Below are 15357 nucleotides of genomic sequence, written 5' to 3'. Positions count from 1 at the left end.
CAGGCTCTCTCCTACAGGAGACCGCGATCAATTGTAGGAATGAGCCTGCTCGCGAAGAGGCCTTAACAGACGCTAAAGATTCCGCCCCCTGATCCGCTTGTTCAGAAACTCGAAATACTCCTCGCGCATCTCCAGCGTCTCATTCGCCAGATGATGCCGCGCCTCCGGCAGCAACAGAATCTGCGGCCGATCGAACTTCCACTTCAGCACCTGCAAGTTGTGCTGCCAGTCCACGGTCATGTCCGCCTGCCCCTGAATGATCAGCGGCCGTCGCGGACTTTTTTTCGCGTGTTCCACACGGATGATCCAGCGCGACAGCGCACCGACCCACGCCGTCGGCAAGCGTTTGGGCTGCAACGGATCGGTCTGCAGAAACGGCAGGAAATCCGGGTCGCTGGAGTTCTCGCTGAAGCGCCGGGTGACGCCCCGCACGAAAGGCCTCAGCAAGTAATAACTGAGCTGCGACCAGCCCCAGGCGCGCGGACGCACCAGCGGCGCCAGCAGAATCAACTGGCCCTGCGCCGGACTGTTCTCGCCATGGTTGAGCACATGATCGACGACGATCGCGCCGCCAGTGCTTTGTCCGCACAGGTGCCAGGGCTGCGGCAGGGCAATCGAACTGGCTTCGGCGAACAACGCCTGCAACGTGTCCTGATATTCGGAGAAGTCGCGGATGCTCGCCCGCGGCCCACTCGACAAACCATGCCCCGGCAAATCACAGGCGATCACCGCAAAATCCTGATCCAGCGCCCACTCGATCACATGCCGATACAGCCCGGTGTGATCGTAAAAACCGTGCAGCAGAAACAGCGTGCCCTTGACCTTCTCCGGCCACCAGCAATGGCTGACCAGCTCATAACCGTCCACCTCGAACCGGCCCATGCCGCGCCAGACATCGCGCTCGGGAAAGTCGGTTTTATAGAACTGCTGATACGCCTTGGCCTCGTCCGACAACGGCTGCCACTGGGCCAAAGGCTTGAGGCTGGCGCGTAAATGATCGGCATCGAAAGTGTCAGGCATGCGGGTATTCCAAAGCGGTAAACAGACTTTATCGGCCTGCGATATTCATCTGTTGCGGCAAGCATGGCAAGCTAGCCCACCTCTTCGGGAACGAAAACCATGCGCTCGCCCTACCGCACCGCACTGTTTGCCAGCCTGCTCGCGCTTGTGTGTGCCGGGGTGCTGTGGGCGGCGTACGACTGGTTTCAGGGGCGTTATCTGCGCGCGTTCAGTCAGCACACCGCGGTGTTTTCCGGGGATCCGTTGCGCCTGCCGGATGAACTGGCCGGCCCCGGCAAAATCCGTCTCGTGCATTTCTGGGACCCGGCCTGCCCATGCAACGTCGGCAATCAACAACACTTGACCGAGATGGCCGAGCAGTACGGCACGCGCGGTGTGGAATTCTTCGCCGTGCAGCGCGCCGGCTCCCACGGTCAGTTGCCCACCACCCTGAGCAACCTGAAAACCATTGCCGTGCTGCCCGGCTCCGAGCAGATCCCGGCCAGCCCCGCCGTGGCGATCTGGGATCGCAGCGGCAAACTGGCGTACTTCGGCCCGTACAGCGAAGGGCTGACCTGCAATTCCAGCAACAGTTTTATCGAACCGATCCTCAATGCCCTCACGCAAGACCGCCCGGTCAACGCCACGCACACCCTGGCGGTCGGTTGTTACTGCCCGTGGCCGGTAGTGGCGCAGTAAGGCATTCCGGACTTTTCAAGGACAGCGATGCACGGCACGGAAGGTCTGTGCTAATTGTTTGCAGCCCGACGGGCGGCAATCCCGCATGCACAAGGAGTCACCATGAAACGCGTCTTCACCGTTCTTGCCTTGCTCATCGTTATCCTGCTCATCGCCATCGGCGGTTACGTCTACAGCAAGCAACCGACGCGTCAGGGTCAGGTGGAGCTGCGCAATCTGCAAGGCTCGGTGACCGTGCGCTATGACGATCGCGGGGTGCCGCACATTCGTGCCGAGAACGAAACCGATCTGTATCGCGCCCTCGGCTACGTGCATGCCCAGGACCGCCTGTTCCAGATGGAAGCCATGCGCCGCCTGGCCCGCGGCGAGCTGGCCGAAGTGCTGGGGCCGAAGCTGCTCGACACCGACAAACTGTTCCGCAGCCTGCGCATCCGCGAACGCGCCGCCAATTATGTCGCCAGTCTCGATAAGCAGTCACCGGCGTGGAAGGCCCTGCAAGCCTATCTGGACGGCATCAATCAATATCAGGACAGCCACGCCGCACCGGTCGAGTTCGACGTGCTGGGCATCCCCAAGCGGCCGTTCACCGCCGAAGACAGCATCAGCGTCGCCGGTTACATGGCCTACAGTTTTGCGGCGGCGTTTCGCACCGAGCCATTGCTGACCTACGTGCGCGATCAACTCGGCGCTGATTACCTCAATGTCTTCGACCTCGACTGGCAGCCCAAAGGCGTGCTCGCCAAAGGTCACGCCAACAAGACCCCGGCCCTCGCCGCTGGCGACTGGAAAGACCTCAATGCCCTCGCCCGTCTCAGCGAGCAGGCCCTGATTGAAAACGGCCTGCCGCAATTCGAAGGCAGCAACGCCTGGGTGATTGCCGGCAGCCGTAGCCAGAGCGGTAAACCGCTGCTGGCCGGTGATCCGCATATTCGCTTCTCGGTGCCGTCGGTGTGGTACGAGGCGCAACTGTCGGCGCCGGGGTTTGAGTTGTACGGCCATCATCAGGCGCTGGTGCCGTTTGCGTTCCTGGGGCACAACCTGGATTTCGGTTGGAGCCTGACCATGTTCCAGAATGACGATCTGGATCTGATCGCCGAGAAGGTCAACCCGGACAACCCGAATCAGGTCTGGTACCACGGCCAGTGGACCGATCTGGTCAGCACCCAGCAGCAGATCGCGGTGAAGGGCCAGGCGCCGGTGACGCTGACCTTGCGCCAGTCGCCCCACGGCCCGATCGTCAACGACGCCCTCGGCACTGCCGCCGGTAAAACGCCGATCGCCATGTGGTGGGCGTTTCTCGAAACGCCGAACCCGATCCTCGAAGGTTTCTACCAGCTCAACCGCGCCGACACCCTGGCCAAGGCCCGTGCGGCGGCGGCCAAGGTGCAGGCGCCGGGGCTGAACATCGTCTACGCCAACGCCAAGGGTGACATTGCCTGGTGGGCTTCGGCGCTGCTGCCCAAACGTCCGGCGGGCGTGCGCCCGGAGTTCATTCTCGACGGCAGCGGCAATCAGGCGGACAAGGACGGCTATTACCCGTTCAGCGCCAACCCGCAGGAAGAGAACCCGGCACGCGGTTACATCGTCTCGGCCAACTTCCAGCCGCTGTCACCCACCGGCATGGAGATCCCCGGTTACTACAACCTCGCCGATCGCGGGCAGCAGCTCAACCGTCAGCTCAGCGACAAGAGCGTGAAGTGGAGCAACGAGGCCAACCAGAAACTGCAACTGGGCACCACCACCGGTTACGGCCCGCGCACCCTGGCGCCGTTGCTGCCGGTGCTGCGTGAAGTGGTGAGTGATCCGGCACAGCTGAAACTGGTCGAGCAACTGGCGCAGTGGCAAGGCGACTATCCACTGGATTCGGTGAGCGCCACAGTGTTCAACCAGTTCCTCTACGACCTCGCCGATGCGGCGATGCGCGATGAGCTCGGCAACGACTTCTTCGAGACGCTGCTGTCGACCCGGGTGATCGACGCCGCCCTGCCGCGCCTGGCGGCGAATGCGGACTCGCCGTGGTGGGACAACCGCAACACACCGAACAAGGAGACCCGTGCCGACATCGTCAAAGCGGCGTGGCAGGCGAGCATGGCGCACCTGAAACAGACCCTCGGCGACAACCCGTCCGACTGGCAATGGGGCACGGCGCACACCCTGACCCACGGTCATCCGTTGGGTCAGCAGAAGCCGCTGGATCACATCTTCAACGTCGGGCCGTTCGCCGCACCGGGTAGCCACGAAGTGCCGAACAATCTCTCGGCCAAGCTCGGCCCGGCGCCATGGCCGGTGACCTACGGGCCTTCGACGCGGCGGCTGGTCGACTTCGCCGACCCGGCGCACAGCCTGACCATCAACCCGGTCGGCCAGAGCGGCGTGCCGTTCGACAGCCACTATGACGATCAGGCCGAGGCGTATGTCGACGGGATGTATGTGCAGGCGCACTTCAGCGAGGAAGAAGTGACGGCCAATACCCGGAGTACCTTGAAGCTGTTGCCGGCGCGGGCTGCCCAATAGTTCTCGGTTAGCCGGACGGGCCCTATCGCGAGCAGGCTCACTCCTACAGGGGAACGCATTCCAATTGTAGGAGTGAGCCTGCTCGCGATGGGGCCCGCCAACTCAACACATCTCTCAGAGCATCAACGCAAAATTCAGCCGAAACTGCTGCGGCGTCACGCCCAGTCGACGGTTGAACACACTGCGCATGTGCTGCGCATCGCGAAACCCGCACTGATAGGCCACGGTCTTCAACGGTGCCGTGGTGCTTTCCAGCAGCACCCGCGCCGCATCCACTCGCGCACTTTCGACGAACTCTGCCGGGGTGACCCGAGCCTCACGGGCGAACACCCGGGAGAAGTTGCGCGCACTCATGTTCGCCGCGTTCGCCAGATCGGCAATCGTCAGATCGCCGGTGAGGTTGGCCAGCACATACAACTGCACCATCGCCACCGCTGACGTCGGCTCCGCATGCGGTGTGAGGAACGGGCTGAACTGCGATTGCCCGCCCGAGCGCTGAGTGAACACCACCAGCCGCTTGGCCACACTCAGCGCCACCTCGGCGCCGTGATCGCGGGCCAGCAGGTACAGCGACAGATCGATCCCGGCGGTGACCCCGGCCGAGGTGTAGAGCGCACCGTCCTCGACGTACAGGCGATCGGCCTCGACCCGGGTCGATGGGCACAACTGCGCCAGGGCCTCGGCGTCGTTCCAGTGGGTGGTGACCGTGCGCCCTTCCAGCAGCCCCGCCCGCGCCAGCATGAACGCACCGTTGCAGATCGAGCCGAAACGCCGTGCACGCGCGCAGGCCTCACGCAGCCAGATATCGAAAGGCTTGCCGAAATCCATGAACGGTAACTGCGGCCCGCCGGCCACCAGCAGCAGGTCATAAGCATCGTGCGCTTCGCTGAAGTGTCGGTGAGCGCTGAGGTTCAGGCCATTGGAGCAAGCCATCGGCCCACGTTCGAGGCCGATCACCTCCAACTGGTAGTGATCCTCGGGCGGCAGAAAGCGGTTGGCCTCGGCGAACACATCCATCGGCCCGCTGACATCCAGCGCCTGCACGCCGGGGAATACCACGATGGCGATGGTTTTGTTCATAAGCCTCCAATGTCCTCAATGCCCTGGCAAACACAAATCCCTGTGGGAGCGGGCTTGCTCGCGAAAGGGCCCTTACATTCAACTTATCTGTTGAATGACACACCGCTTGCGCGAGCAAGCCCGCTCCCACATGGGCCGTGCCTGCCTTGTTGATTGAGCCAACCCTAGCCAATCCTCGTTCAACAAGCGAGATTGGCACGATTTGCAGGTCGATTGGCAAGGATCGCAGCCATGCGTTGATTGTCCGTTTAGTGCCTCGGGGAACAGACTTTGCCCATCAGCGCCACGACGGCGTTTTCGATGAGGATACCTTCATGAGCACGACCATTGCCGGCATCAAGATCCCCGACAGCGCCCTCGCCCGGGCCACCACCGAGTACATTCGCGACATCGAAACCGACCTGCTCTACCACCACTCGCGCCGGGTGTTTTTGTTCGGTGCGTTGAGCGGGGAGCGCCAGCAACTGCCTTACAACCCGGAGCTGCTGTACGTCGGCGCGATGTTCCACGACCTCGGTCTGGTCGAAGGTTATCGCAGTGACGACGAGCGTTTCGAAGTGGATGGCGCCAACGCGGCGGCGGCGTTTCTCAAGCCGTACGGGCTGAGCGATGACGACATCGAGCAGGTGTGGCTGTCGATTGCCCTGCACACCACACCGGGCGTGCCCAAGCATCTGCGTCCGACCGTGGCGCTGGTGACGGCGGGTGTCGAGATGGATGTGCTGGGCATGGATTACGCGGCATTCAGCAGCACCCAGCGCGAGGCGGTGGTGCATGCGCATCCACGCGGGGAAGGTTTCAAGGAGTGCATCATCTGTGCGTTTGCCGACGGCTTGCGCCATCGTCCGCAGACCACGTTTGGCAACGTGAAGACCGATGTGCTGAAGGATCAGGAGCCGGGGTTCAAGCCGATGAACTTCGTCGAGGTCATCCGCCAATCTCCCTGGACTGCCTAATACCCAATGTGGGAGCGGGCTTGCTCGCGAATGCGGTGGATCAGACAACATTTCTGTCGACTGACACGCCCTCTTCGCGAGCAAGCCCGCTCCCACATTTGGATTTGGGTTGGCCCTGAGAAAGTGGCCAACCCGATATGGCTTAAGCCGCTTCCGGCGCAGGCGCGCGGCGTACGTCCGGTTGCTTCCACGAATCGGCGGCGCCTTCTTCGATGGCTTGCTGGATGGCTTTCTTGCGCGCTTCTTCGGCACGGCGGCTGAAGAACCACACCAGGAACGTCACCAGCGACACCGCCAGCAGAATCAGACTGGCCACGGCGTTGATCTCAGGCTTCACGCCCAGACGCACCGCCGAGAACACTTCCATCGGCAGGGTGGTCGAGCCCGGGCCGGAAACGAAGCTCGCCAGTACCAGATCGTCCAGCGACAGGGCGAACGACATCATGCCGCCCGCTGCCAGCGACGGCGCGATCATCGGGATGGTGATCAGGAAGAACACCTTCCACGGCCGTGCACCCAGATCCATCGCCGCCTCTTCGATCGACAGGTCCAGCTCACGCAGACGCGCCGACACCACCACCGCCACATACGCCGCACAGAACGTGGTGTGGGCGATCCAGATGGTGACGATGCCACGTTCCTGCGGCCAGCCGATCATCTGCGCCATGGCCACGAACAGCAGCAACAGCGACAGACCGGTGATCACTTCCGGCATCACCAGCGGCGCGGTGACCAGGCCACCGAACAGCGTGCGGCCCTTGAAGTGGGTGATGCGGGTCAGCACGAAGGCTGCCAGCGTGCCCAGCGCCACGGCAGCAATTGCGGTGTAGCAGGCGATTTCCAGCGAGCGCACCACCGAGCCCATCAGTTGCGTGTTGTCGAGCAGGCCGACGTACCACTTGATCGACCAGCCACCCCACACCGTCACCAGTTTCGAGGCGTTGAACGAGTAGATCACCAGGATCAGCATCGGCGCGTAGATGAACAACAGACCCAGTACCAGCATCAGGCTGGAGAAACGGAAGTTCTTCATTCTTTGCCCTCCATTTCCTTGGCCTGACTGCGGTTGAACAGGATGATCGGCACAATCAGGATCGCCAGCATCACCACCGCCAGGGCGGACGCCACCGGCCAGTCACGGTTGTTGAAGAACTCTTGCCAGAGCACTTTACCGATCATCAGGGTTTCCGGGCCGCCGAGCAGTTCCGGGATCACGAACTCACCGACCACCGGGATGAACACCAGCATGCAGCCGGCAATGATCCCGTTCTTGGACAGCGGAATGGTGATTTTCCAGAAGCTGTTGAAGGTGCTCGAACCGAGGTCGGAAGCGGCTTCCAGCAGGCTGTGATCGTGCTTCACCAGGTTGGCGTACAGCGGCAGGATCATGAACGGCAAATACGAGTAAACGACGCCGATGTAAACCGCCAGGTTGGTGTTGAGGATCTGCAGCGGCTCATCGATCCAGCCCATGCTCATCAGGAAACCGTTGAGCAGGCCGTTGTTGCTGAGGATGCCCATCCATGCGTAGACGCGGATCAGGATCGCGGTCCAGGTCGGCATCATGATCAGCAGCACCAGCACCGTCTGCAGCTCTTTGCGGGCACTGGCGATGGCGTAGGCCATCGGGTAGCCGATCAGCAGACACAGCAGCGTGCTGAAGAACGCCATCTTCAGCGAGCCGAGGTAGGCGGCGATGTACAACTCGTCGTCGCCGAGCATCGCGTAGTTACCGAGGTTCAGCAGCAGTTGCAGCTTCTGCTCGGCGAAGGTGTAGATCTCGGTGTACGGCGGGATGGCCACGTCGGCTTCAGCGAAGCTGATCTTCAGGACGATGAAGAACGGCAGCATGAAGAACAGGAACAGCCAGATGAACGGAACCCCGATGACCAGTTGCCGGCCATTGGGAATTATTCGGTTGAGCCGTCGTTTGAACTTGCGCATGTTCATGAGCGAAGTACCACGCCGCTGTCGTCTTCCCACCACACGTAAACCTGATCGCCCCAGGTCGGACGCTGACCGCGACGTTCAGCGTTGGCAACGAACGACTGCACCAGTTTGCCGCTCGGCAATTCGACGTAGAACACCGAGTGACCGCCGAGGTAGGCGATGTCATGCACTTTGCCGCTCGACCAGTTGTATTCGCAGGTCGGCATTTCAGCGGTGACCAGCAGCTTCTCCGGACGAATCGCGTAGGTCACGGACTTGTCCTGCACCGAGGTGCTGATGCCGTGGCCGACGTAGATCTGCCGGTCGAGGTCCTTGCAGGTGATGGTCGCGTGGCCTTCGGCGTCGTCGATCACTTCGCCTTCGAAGATGTTCACGTTGCCGATGAATTCGCAGACCAGACGGCTGGTCGGGGTTTCGTAGATGTCGATCGGGCTGCCGATCTGGGCGATCCAGCCCAGGTGCATGATCGCGATGCGCTCGGCCATGGTCATGGCCTCTTCCTGGTCGTGGGTCACCATCACGCAGGTCACGCCCACACGCTCGATGATCTCTACCAGCTCAAGCTGCATCTGCGAACGCAGTTTCTTGTCCAGTGCACCCATCGGCTCGTCGAGCAGCAGCAGCTTCGGCCGTTTCGCCAGCGAACGTGCCAGTGCCACACGCTGCCGCTGACCGCCGGACAGTTGATGCGGCTTGCGCTTGGCGTACTGGCTCATCTGCACCAGCTTGAGCATCTCGGCCACGCGCGCATCGATCTCGGCGTTGGGGATCTTGTCCTGCTTGAGGCCGAAGGCGATGTTCTGCGCCACGGTCATGTGCGGGAACAAGGCGTACGACTGGAACATCATGTTGATCGGTCGCTCGTACGGCGGCATGTCGGTGATGTCGACGCCGTCGAGGAAAATGCGCCCCTCCGTGGGCCGTTCGAACCCTGCCAGCATCCGCAGCAGAGTGGATTTGCCCGATCCCGAACCGCCGAGCAGGGCGAAGATCTCACCCTTCTTGATTTCCAGGGACACATCGTCCACGGCAATCGTCTCGTCGAACTTCTTCGTGACCCGGTCGATTTTGACCAACACCTGCTTAGGTGTCTGGTCGCCCTCGAGGGCTTTCTTATAGGCGCCGGAGGCAACTGCCATTTACGAAACTCCCAGAAAAAAACAGTGCAGTTCGCCCAACGCGGACGAACCCAGGATAGTTTGTGCCTTACTTGCCCGACTTGACCTTGGTCCAGCTACGGGTCATCAAACGCTGAATATTGGCTGGCAACTCGACCGACACGTAAGTCTTGTCGAGGACTGCTTGCGGTGGATAAACCGCTTCATCGGTGCGGATGGACTGTTCCATCAGCTTGTCCGACCCTGGGTTGGGGTTGGCGTAACCGACGTAATCACTGACCTGAGCGATCACCTCAGGTTTCAGCAAATAGTTGATGAAGGCGTGGGCCTCTTTGACGTTGGACGAGTCCTTCGGAATCGCCAGCATGTCGAACCACAGCGCGCCGCCTTCTTTCGGGATCGAGTAGGCGATGTTCACGCCCTTCTTGGCTTCTTCGGCACGGTGTTTGGCCTGGAAGATATCGCCGGAGAAGCCGATGGCTACGCAGATGTCGCCGTTGGCCAGATCACCGATGTATTTCGACGAGTGGAAGTAGGTCACGTAGGGACGCACGGCCAGCAGTTTGTCGGTGGCCTTGGCGTAGTCCTTCGGATTGGTGCTGTTGGCGTTCAGGCCCATGTAGTTGAGCACGGTCGGCATCATTTCATCGGCCGAGTCGAGGAACGCGACGCCACAGCTGTGCAGCTTCTTGATGTTCTCAGGCTCGAACAGCACGCTCCAGGAGTCGATCTTGTCGATGCCGAGCACCGCTTTGACTTTCTCGACGTTGTAGCCGATACCGTTGGTGCCCCACAGGTACGGCACGGCGTACTGGTTGCCCGGGTCGTTCTGTTCCAGGCGCTTGAGCAGCACCGGATCGAGATTCGCATAGTTCGGCAGTTGCGACCTGTCGAGCTTCTGGAACGCACCCGCCTTGATCTGCTTGCCGAGGAAGTGGTTCGACGGCACGACCACGTCGTAACCGGTACGCCCGGCCAGCAGTTTGCCTTCCAGGGTCTCGTTGGAATCGAACACGTCGTACACCGGTTTGATCCCGGTGGCTTTCTCGAAGTCGGCCAGGGTGGTCTCGCCGATGTAATCCGACCAGTTATAAATATGCACCGTACCGGCGGCCTGGGCTCCGACTGCGATCGTCAGGCCGGCAGTGGCCAGCAGGGCTTTGCGCAAAGAAGAAAAAATAGGCAAGTGGAGGTCCTCTAAATTAGTTGGGCCCAAGTTGCCCCGCGCTACATGACAGCCATGGCTGCCCGGCAACAAAACCGGCGCGCAACTTACCCTCGAAAAACCGTTCCAGCAAAACTTTCTGTCATTTAATTGATCCGCTGGTCGCCGTCACGGCGACGACGGCCAGCGGTTGTTGCCTCAAACCGGCTTATTTACCGGATTTGATCTTGGTCCAGCTGCGGGTCAGTTCACGCTGGGTAGCGGCCGGCAAGTCGGCGATCGCATACAGCTTGGCCTGCACATCGGCTGGTGGGTAGATGCCTGGATCGGAGGTGATGTCCTTGTTCACGTACTGAGTCGCTTCGGCGTTACCGTTAGGGAAGCGCACAGCGTTGGTGATCTCGGCCATCACTTTCGGTTGCAGCAGGTAGTTCATGAACTTGTAGGCGCCGTCGATGTTTTCCGCATCTTTCGGAATCGCGACCATGTCATAGAAGCTGCCCGCGCCTTCCTTCGGAATGGCGTAGCTGACTTTGACCTTGTCACCGGCCTCGGCGGCACGGGACTTGGCCTGCTGCACGTCACCCGAGTAGCCGACCGCTACGCAGATGTTGCCGTTGGCCAGGTCCGAGATGTACTTGGAGGAGTGGAAGTAAGTGATCGAAGGACGAATCTTGAGGAACAGGTCCTCGGCTTTCTTGATGTCCTCTTTCTTCTGGCTGTCGGTTGGCAGGCCCAGGTAGTGCAGTGCGACCGGAAGCATTTCGGTCGGCGAATCGAGGAAGCTCACACCGCAGCCCTTGAGCTTGGCGATGTTTTCCGGCTTGAGCAGCGTGTCCCAGGAGTCGATGGTGTCGACGCCCAGCGCAGCCTTGACCTTCTCCGGGTTGTAACCGATGCCGATCGAGCCCCACATGTACGGGAAGGCGTGCTTGTTATCCGGGTCGCTGACCGAAACGGCCTTGAGCAGCGACTTGTTCAGGTTGCCGTAGTTGGACAGCTTGGACTTGTCCAGCTCCTGATAGACGCCGGCCTTGATCTGCTTGGCCAGGAAGTTGTTCGACGGCACAACCACGTCGTAACCGGACTTGCCCGCCAGCAATTTGGCTTCCAGGGTTTCGTTGCTGTCGAATACGTCGTAGACGACCTTGATCCCGGACTCTTTCTCGAAGTTGGCGATGGTGTCAGGAGCGATGTAGTCGGACCAGTTGTAGACGTGCAACACCTTGTCGTCCGCGTGAACCGCACCCGCCATCATGCCCGCAACGGACAAAGCGAGAAGAGTCTTGCCAGCAAGCTTTTTACCTAATGCCTTCATGCGTCATGCTCCAAATTTTTCTTTTTTGAACCACTTTGTTCAGCGGCCGAACCCCGACAACTGGAACTGCGGCTAGTCTGGCAAGATCGGAGGCGGTCTTTCAAGAAAAGGCCAACCTTTCTGACACCTTCGAGCGAGAGCGCCGCAGCTCCCCCGCTCGAAGCCTAGCACTTAGGCCTGCAACGCACTGAGGGTCAGGTCCAGGCACTTGCGCGCCTTGGTCACCAGCTCATCGATCTCCGCCTTGCTGATCACCAGCGGCGGCGCAATGATCATGGTGTCGCCCACGGCGCGCATGATCAGGCCGTTATCGAAGCAGAACTGCCGGCAAATCATGCCCACGCCCTTGCCTTCGTAACGTTTGCGAGTGGCCTTGTCCTGCACCAGCTCGATCGCCCCCAGCAGCCCCACCCCGCGTACTTCACCCACCAGCGGGTGATCGTTGAGTTCGCGCAGACGTTTCTGCAAATACGGTGCCGTTTCGTTGTGCGCGTTCTCGATAATTTTCTCGTCGCGCAGAATCCGGATGTTTTCCAGACCCACCGCCGCCGCCACCGGGTGCCCGGAGTAGGTGAAGCCGTGGTTGAAATCGCCGCCTTCGTTGAGCACCTTCACCACTTCGTCACGCACGATCAGGCCACCCATCGGGATGTAGCCGGACGTCAGACCTTTGGCGATGGTCATCATGTCGGGTTTCAGGTCATAGAAATCCGAACCGAACCACTGACCGGTACGGCCGAAACCGCAGATCACCTCGTCGGCGACGAACAGGATGTCGTACTTGGCGAGGATTTCCTTGATGCGCGGCCAGTAGGTGTCTGGCGGAATGATCACGCCGCCGGCGCCCTGGATCGGCTCGGCAATAAAGGCACCGACGTTGTCCACGCCGACTTCGAGAATCTTCTCTTCCAGTTGATTGGCCGCCCAGATGCCGAACTCTTCCGGCGACATGTCGCCGCCCTCGGCGAACCAGTACGGCTGCGCGATATGGACGATGCCCGGAATCGGCAAATCGCCCTGCTCGTGCATATAGGTCATGCCGCCCAGGCTCGCGCCCGCCACGGTCGAACCGTGGTAACCGTTCTTGCGGCTGATGATGACTTTCTTGTTCGGCTGGCCCTTGATCGCCCAGTAGTGGCGAACCATGCGCAGCATGGTGTCGTTGCCTTCGGAGCCGGAACCGGTGAAGAACACGTGGTTCATGCCTTCCGGCGCCACGTCGGCGATAGCCTTGGCCAGTTCCAGTGCCGGCGGGTGCGCAGTCTGGAAGAACAGGTTGTAGTAAGGCAGTTCGCGCATTTGTTTAGCGGCCGCGTCGGCCAGTTCATCGCGGCCATAACCGATCGCCACGCACCACAGACCCGCCATGCCATCGAGGATCTTGTTGCCCTCGCTGTCCCACAGGTACACGCCCTTGGCGTTGGTGATGATCCGTGGACCCTTCTCTTTCAACTGCTTGAAATCGCTGAACGGGGCCAGGTGGTGATCGCTGCTCAGGGCTTGCCACTCACGGGTTTGCGGGTTGTTGCTGGTCATGCCAATTCTCCTTGTTATCGGTGAAGGCGCGGCGGCTGGCCACCGCGCCCGGCGTATCAGACGGCGAAGAGCAGGTACTCACGCTCCCAGGAACTGATCACGCGCTTGAAATTTTCATGCTCGGCCCGCTTGACCGCGACGTAGCCGGTGATGAAGGTCTTGCCCAGGTATTTCTCGATGGTCGCGCTGTTTTCCATACGCTCGAGCGCGTCCTCGATGGTCAGCGGCAGGCGCAGGTTGCGGCGTTCATAGCCACGGCCTACGACAGGCGCGCTCGGGTTCAGCCCCTCGACCATGCCGATGTAGCCGCAGAGCAGGCTCGCGGCAATCGCCAGGTACGGGTTGGCGTCGGCGCCCGGCAGGCGGTTTTCCACGCGACGGTTCTGCGGGCCGGCATCCGGGACGCGCAGGCCCACGGTGCGGTTCTCTTCGCCCCACTCCACGTTTACCGGCGCCGAGGTGTCCGGCAGGAAGCGGCGGAACGAGTTGACGTTCGGCGCAAACAGCGGCAGCAATTCCGGGATCAGTTTCTGCAAGCCACCGATGTGGTGCAGGAACAGCTGGCTCATGGTCCCGTCTTCATTGGAGAACACGTTTTTGCCGGTCTCGATGTCGATGATGCTCTGGTGCAGGTGCATCGCACTGCCCGGCTCGCCCGTCATCGGCTTGGCCATGAAGGTCGCGGCCACGTCGTGTTTGAGCGCGGCTTCGCGCATGGTGCGTTTGAACACCAGGATCTGGTCGGCCAGCGACAGTGCATCGCCGTGACGGAAGTTGATTTCCATCTGCGCCGTGCCGTCTTCGTGGATCAGCGTGTCGAGGTCCAGCTCCTGCAGTTCGCACCAGTCGTAGACGTCTTCGAACAGCGGATCGAATTCGTTCGCCGCTTCGATGGAGAACGACTGACGGCCGATTTCCGGACGTCCGGAGCGGCCGATCGGCGGCTGCAACGGATAGTCGGGGTCGTCACTGCGCTTGGTCAGGTAGAACTCCATCTCCGGCGCCACGATCGGCTGCCAGCCCTTGTCGGAATAGAGCTTCAGGACTTTCTTGAGGACGTTGCGCGGCGACAGCTCGATCGGGTTGCCTTGCTTGTCGTAGGTGTCGTGGATCACCTGAGCGGTTGGCTCGATGGCCCATGGCACCAGGTACACGGCGTTCTGGTCGGGACGGCAGATCATGTCGATGTCGGCCGGGTCGAGCAGTTCGTAATAGATGTCGTCTTCGACGTAGTCGCCAGTCACGGTCTGCAACAGAACGCTTTCTGGCAGGCGCATGCCCTTCTCGGCGATGAACTTGTTGGTCGGCGAGATCTTGCCCCGGGTGATACCGGTCAAGTCGCCGATCATGCATTCGACTTCTGTGATCTTGTGGTCTTTCAACCAATCGGTGAGCTGGTCGAGGTTGTTACTCATAAATGCCTCTGGGCTGAGTCTCCTGACATCGTGTCAGGCAAAGTTTGACGCCGTGGCGTCGCGTTAAAGGGGGCTTGCTTGCGCGCAGTACCGGCTTACGCCTGGCACCGCGCATCGACAATGAAAGAGGAGCTTACCTGCCCTTTACGCTGGCGTTGCATTTCCTGTGCACATTCAAGGCGTGCAGAATCGTGAGCACGGCTCGGGGAGCGGCACAGGCTTTGGGACTCAAAGAGATCTATATTGAAAGGAAACGCCATAAACAGGATGCTGTCCCGTGCGTCCAGAATATCGGACGTTGCCGTTTGGCCTGATGCCGACGAGAACCTCGTCGACCCGCCGCGAGCCATGCTGGCTGCATTACGGACGGATTTGTCGCCACTGATGTGATGAGCATGCAGACCGGACTGTTGCGAGCAGTCGGTGATGCCGATTAACGGCAGGCGAGACATGAAGCACCCCGGTATTATTGCTGTTATGGGTTTGGTCGGAGCTTAGCCTTGTTCATTTTTTTACACAACACCCCCGTAAAAAATACAACACGGCCTGCTCAAGCCTGCGGGTGCCACGTGTTTCAAGGACAAAAAACTGCCCCAAAGTGCCCCAT

At 60.8% G+C, this 15357-nt stretch carries 13 protein-coding genes; 3 read left to right on the top strand and 10 right to left on the bottom strand.

Going from position 1 to position 15357, the window contains the following annotated elements:
* Positions 1-72: 72 nt before the first annotated feature.
* Positions 73-1020: an alpha/beta hydrolase gene (locus LCH64_RS17660; RefSeq protein ID WP_226500873.1), complete on the bottom strand. Its 948-nt coding sequence runs from the start codon at positions 1018-1020 to the stop codon at positions 73-75.
* A gap of 99 nt (positions 1021-1119) precedes the next feature.
* Here LCH64_RS17660 and LCH64_RS17655 point away from each other — a divergent pair, with 99 nt between their 5' ends.
* Both LCH64_RS17655 and LCH64_RS17650 read left to right on the top strand, forming a co-directional pair.
* Positions 1120-1698, top strand: coding sequence for a DUF6436 domain-containing protein (locus tag LCH64_RS17655; RefSeq protein WP_226500872.1), 579 nt, complete (start codon positions 1120-1122; stop codon positions 1696-1698).
* A 102-nt stretch (positions 1699-1800) separates the two neighbouring features.
* The gene (locus LCH64_RS17650) at positions 1801-4212 is read left to right on the top strand and encodes a penicillin acylase family protein (protein ID WP_226500871.1); all 2412 of its coding nucleotides are present in this window, start codon (positions 1801-1803) and stop codon (positions 4210-4212) included.
* Positions 4213-4326: 114 nt separating this feature from the next.
* On the opposite strand, the gene LCH64_RS17645 is transcribed toward LCH64_RS17650, so the two are convergent.
* Complete coding sequence (locus LCH64_RS17645) at positions 4327-5292, bottom strand: GlxA family transcriptional regulator (RefSeq protein ID WP_226500870.1); 966 nt, start codon at positions 5290-5292, stop codon at positions 4327-4329.
* Between the two features lie 314 nt (positions 5293-5606).
* On the opposite strand from LCH64_RS17645, the gene LCH64_RS17640 reads away from it, so the two are divergent.
* Complete coding sequence (locus LCH64_RS17640) at positions 5607-6248, top strand: HD domain-containing protein (RefSeq protein WP_103484331.1); 642 nt, start codon at positions 5607-5609, stop codon at positions 6246-6248.
* A gap of 142 nt (positions 6249-6390) precedes the next feature.
* On the opposite strand, the gene LCH64_RS17635 is transcribed toward LCH64_RS17640, so the two are convergent.
* The 8 genes from LCH64_RS17635 to LCH64_RS17600 form a co-directional block, all read right to left on the bottom strand.
* Positions 6391-7281 carry an ABC transporter permease subunit gene (locus LCH64_RS17635; RefSeq protein ID WP_226500869.1) on the bottom strand — a complete coding sequence of 297 codons (891 nt, stop codon included), beginning with the start codon at positions 7279-7281 and terminating at the stop codon, positions 6391-6393.
* Positions 7278-8159 (bottom strand): ABC transporter permease subunit, encoded by an 882-nt coding sequence (locus LCH64_RS17630; RefSeq protein WP_177434709.1) that lies wholly within the window; start codon positions 8157-8159, stop codon positions 7278-7280. Before LCH64_RS17630 ends, LCH64_RS17635 begins: the two co-directional genes overlap by 4 nt.
* Positions 8160-8194: 35 nt before the next feature.
* Positions 8195-9337, bottom strand: coding sequence for a polyamine ABC transporter ATP-binding protein (gene potA, locus LCH64_RS17625; RefSeq protein WP_003229245.1), 1143 nt, complete (start codon positions 9335-9337; stop codon positions 8195-8197).
* Between the two features lie 67 nt (positions 9338-9404).
* Positions 9405-10502, bottom strand: a complete 1098-nt coding sequence (locus LCH64_RS17620) for a polyamine ABC transporter substrate-binding protein (protein ID WP_275948735.1) — start codon at positions 10500-10502, stop codon at positions 9405-9407.
* Between the two features lie 187 nt (positions 10503-10689).
* Complete coding sequence (locus tag LCH64_RS17615; RefSeq protein WP_226500868.1) at positions 10690-11799, bottom strand: polyamine ABC transporter substrate-binding protein; 1110 nt, start codon at positions 11797-11799, stop codon at positions 10690-10692.
* Positions 11800-11970: 171 nt separating this feature from the next.
* Positions 11971-13335, bottom strand: coding sequence for an aspartate aminotransferase family protein (locus tag LCH64_RS17610; RefSeq protein WP_103485652.1), 1365 nt, complete (start codon positions 13333-13335; stop codon positions 11971-11973).
* A 56-nt stretch (positions 13336-13391) separates the two neighbouring features.
* The gene (locus tag LCH64_RS17605; protein ID WP_003229252.1) at positions 13392-14750 is read right to left on the bottom strand and encodes a glutamine synthetase family protein; all 1359 of its coding nucleotides are present in this window, start codon (positions 14748-14750) and stop codon (positions 13392-13394) included.
* 95 nt (positions 14751-14845) lie between these two features.
* Positions 14846-15202 carry a glutamine amidotransferase gene (locus LCH64_RS17600; protein ID WP_226500867.1) on the bottom strand — a complete coding sequence of 119 codons (357 nt, stop codon included), beginning with the start codon at positions 15200-15202 and terminating at the stop codon, positions 14846-14848.
* Between the last annotated feature and the right edge of the window lie 155 nt (positions 15203-15357).

Origin of the sequence: Pseudomonas sp. MWU16-30322 (assembly GCF_020515535.1) — a bacterium.
GTDB lineage: Bacteria > Pseudomonadota > Gammaproteobacteria > Pseudomonadales > Pseudomonadaceae > Aquipseudomonas > Aquipseudomonas fluorescens_H.
The sequence above is the reverse complement of the archived record's forward strand: the minus strand, read 5'-3'. Positions and strand labels throughout refer to the sequence as shown.

Bases quoted from the DNA above. Each gene is read 5' to 3' on its own strand.
- LCH64_RS17660 (WP_226500873.1), bottom strand. From the start codon at position 1,020: ATGCCTGACACTTTCGATGCCGATCATTTACGCGCCAGCCTCAAGCCT.
- LCH64_RS17655 (WP_226500872.1), top strand. From the start codon at position 1,120: ATGCGCTCGCCCTACCGCACCGCACTGTTTGCCAGCCTGCTCGCGCTT.
- LCH64_RS17650 (WP_226500871.1), top strand. From the start codon at position 1,801: ATGAAACGCGTCTTCACCGTTCTTGCCTTGCTCATCGTTATCCTGCTC.
- LCH64_RS17645 (WP_226500870.1), bottom strand. From the start codon at position 5,292: ATGAACAAAACCATCGCCATCGTGGTATTCCCCGGCGTGCAGGCGCTG.
- LCH64_RS17640 (WP_103484331.1), top strand. From the start codon at position 5,607: ATGAGCACGACCATTGCCGGCATCAAGATCCCCGACAGCGCCCTCGCC.
- LCH64_RS17635 (WP_226500869.1), bottom strand. From the start codon at position 7,281: ATGAAGAACTTCCGTTTCTCCAGCCTGATGCTGGTACTGGGTCTGTTG.
- potA (WP_003229245.1), bottom strand. From the start codon at position 9,337: ATGGCAGTTGCCTCCGGCGCCTATAAGAAAGCCCTCGAGGGCGACCAG.
- LCH64_RS17615 (WP_226500868.1), bottom strand. From the start codon at position 11,799: ATGAAGGCATTAGGTAAAAAGCTTGCTGGCAAGACTCTTCTCGCTTTG.
- LCH64_RS17610 (WP_103485652.1), bottom strand. From the start codon at position 13,335: ATGACCAGCAACAACCCGCAAACCCGTGAGTGGCAAGCCCTGAGCAGC.
- LCH64_RS17605 (WP_003229252.1), bottom strand. From the start codon at position 14,750: ATGAGTAACAACCTCGACCAGCTCACCGATTGGTTGAAAGACCACAAG.
- LCH64_RS17600 (WP_226500867.1), bottom strand. From the start codon at position 15,202: ATGTCTCGCCTGCCGTTAATCGGCATCACCGACTGCTCGCAACAGTCC.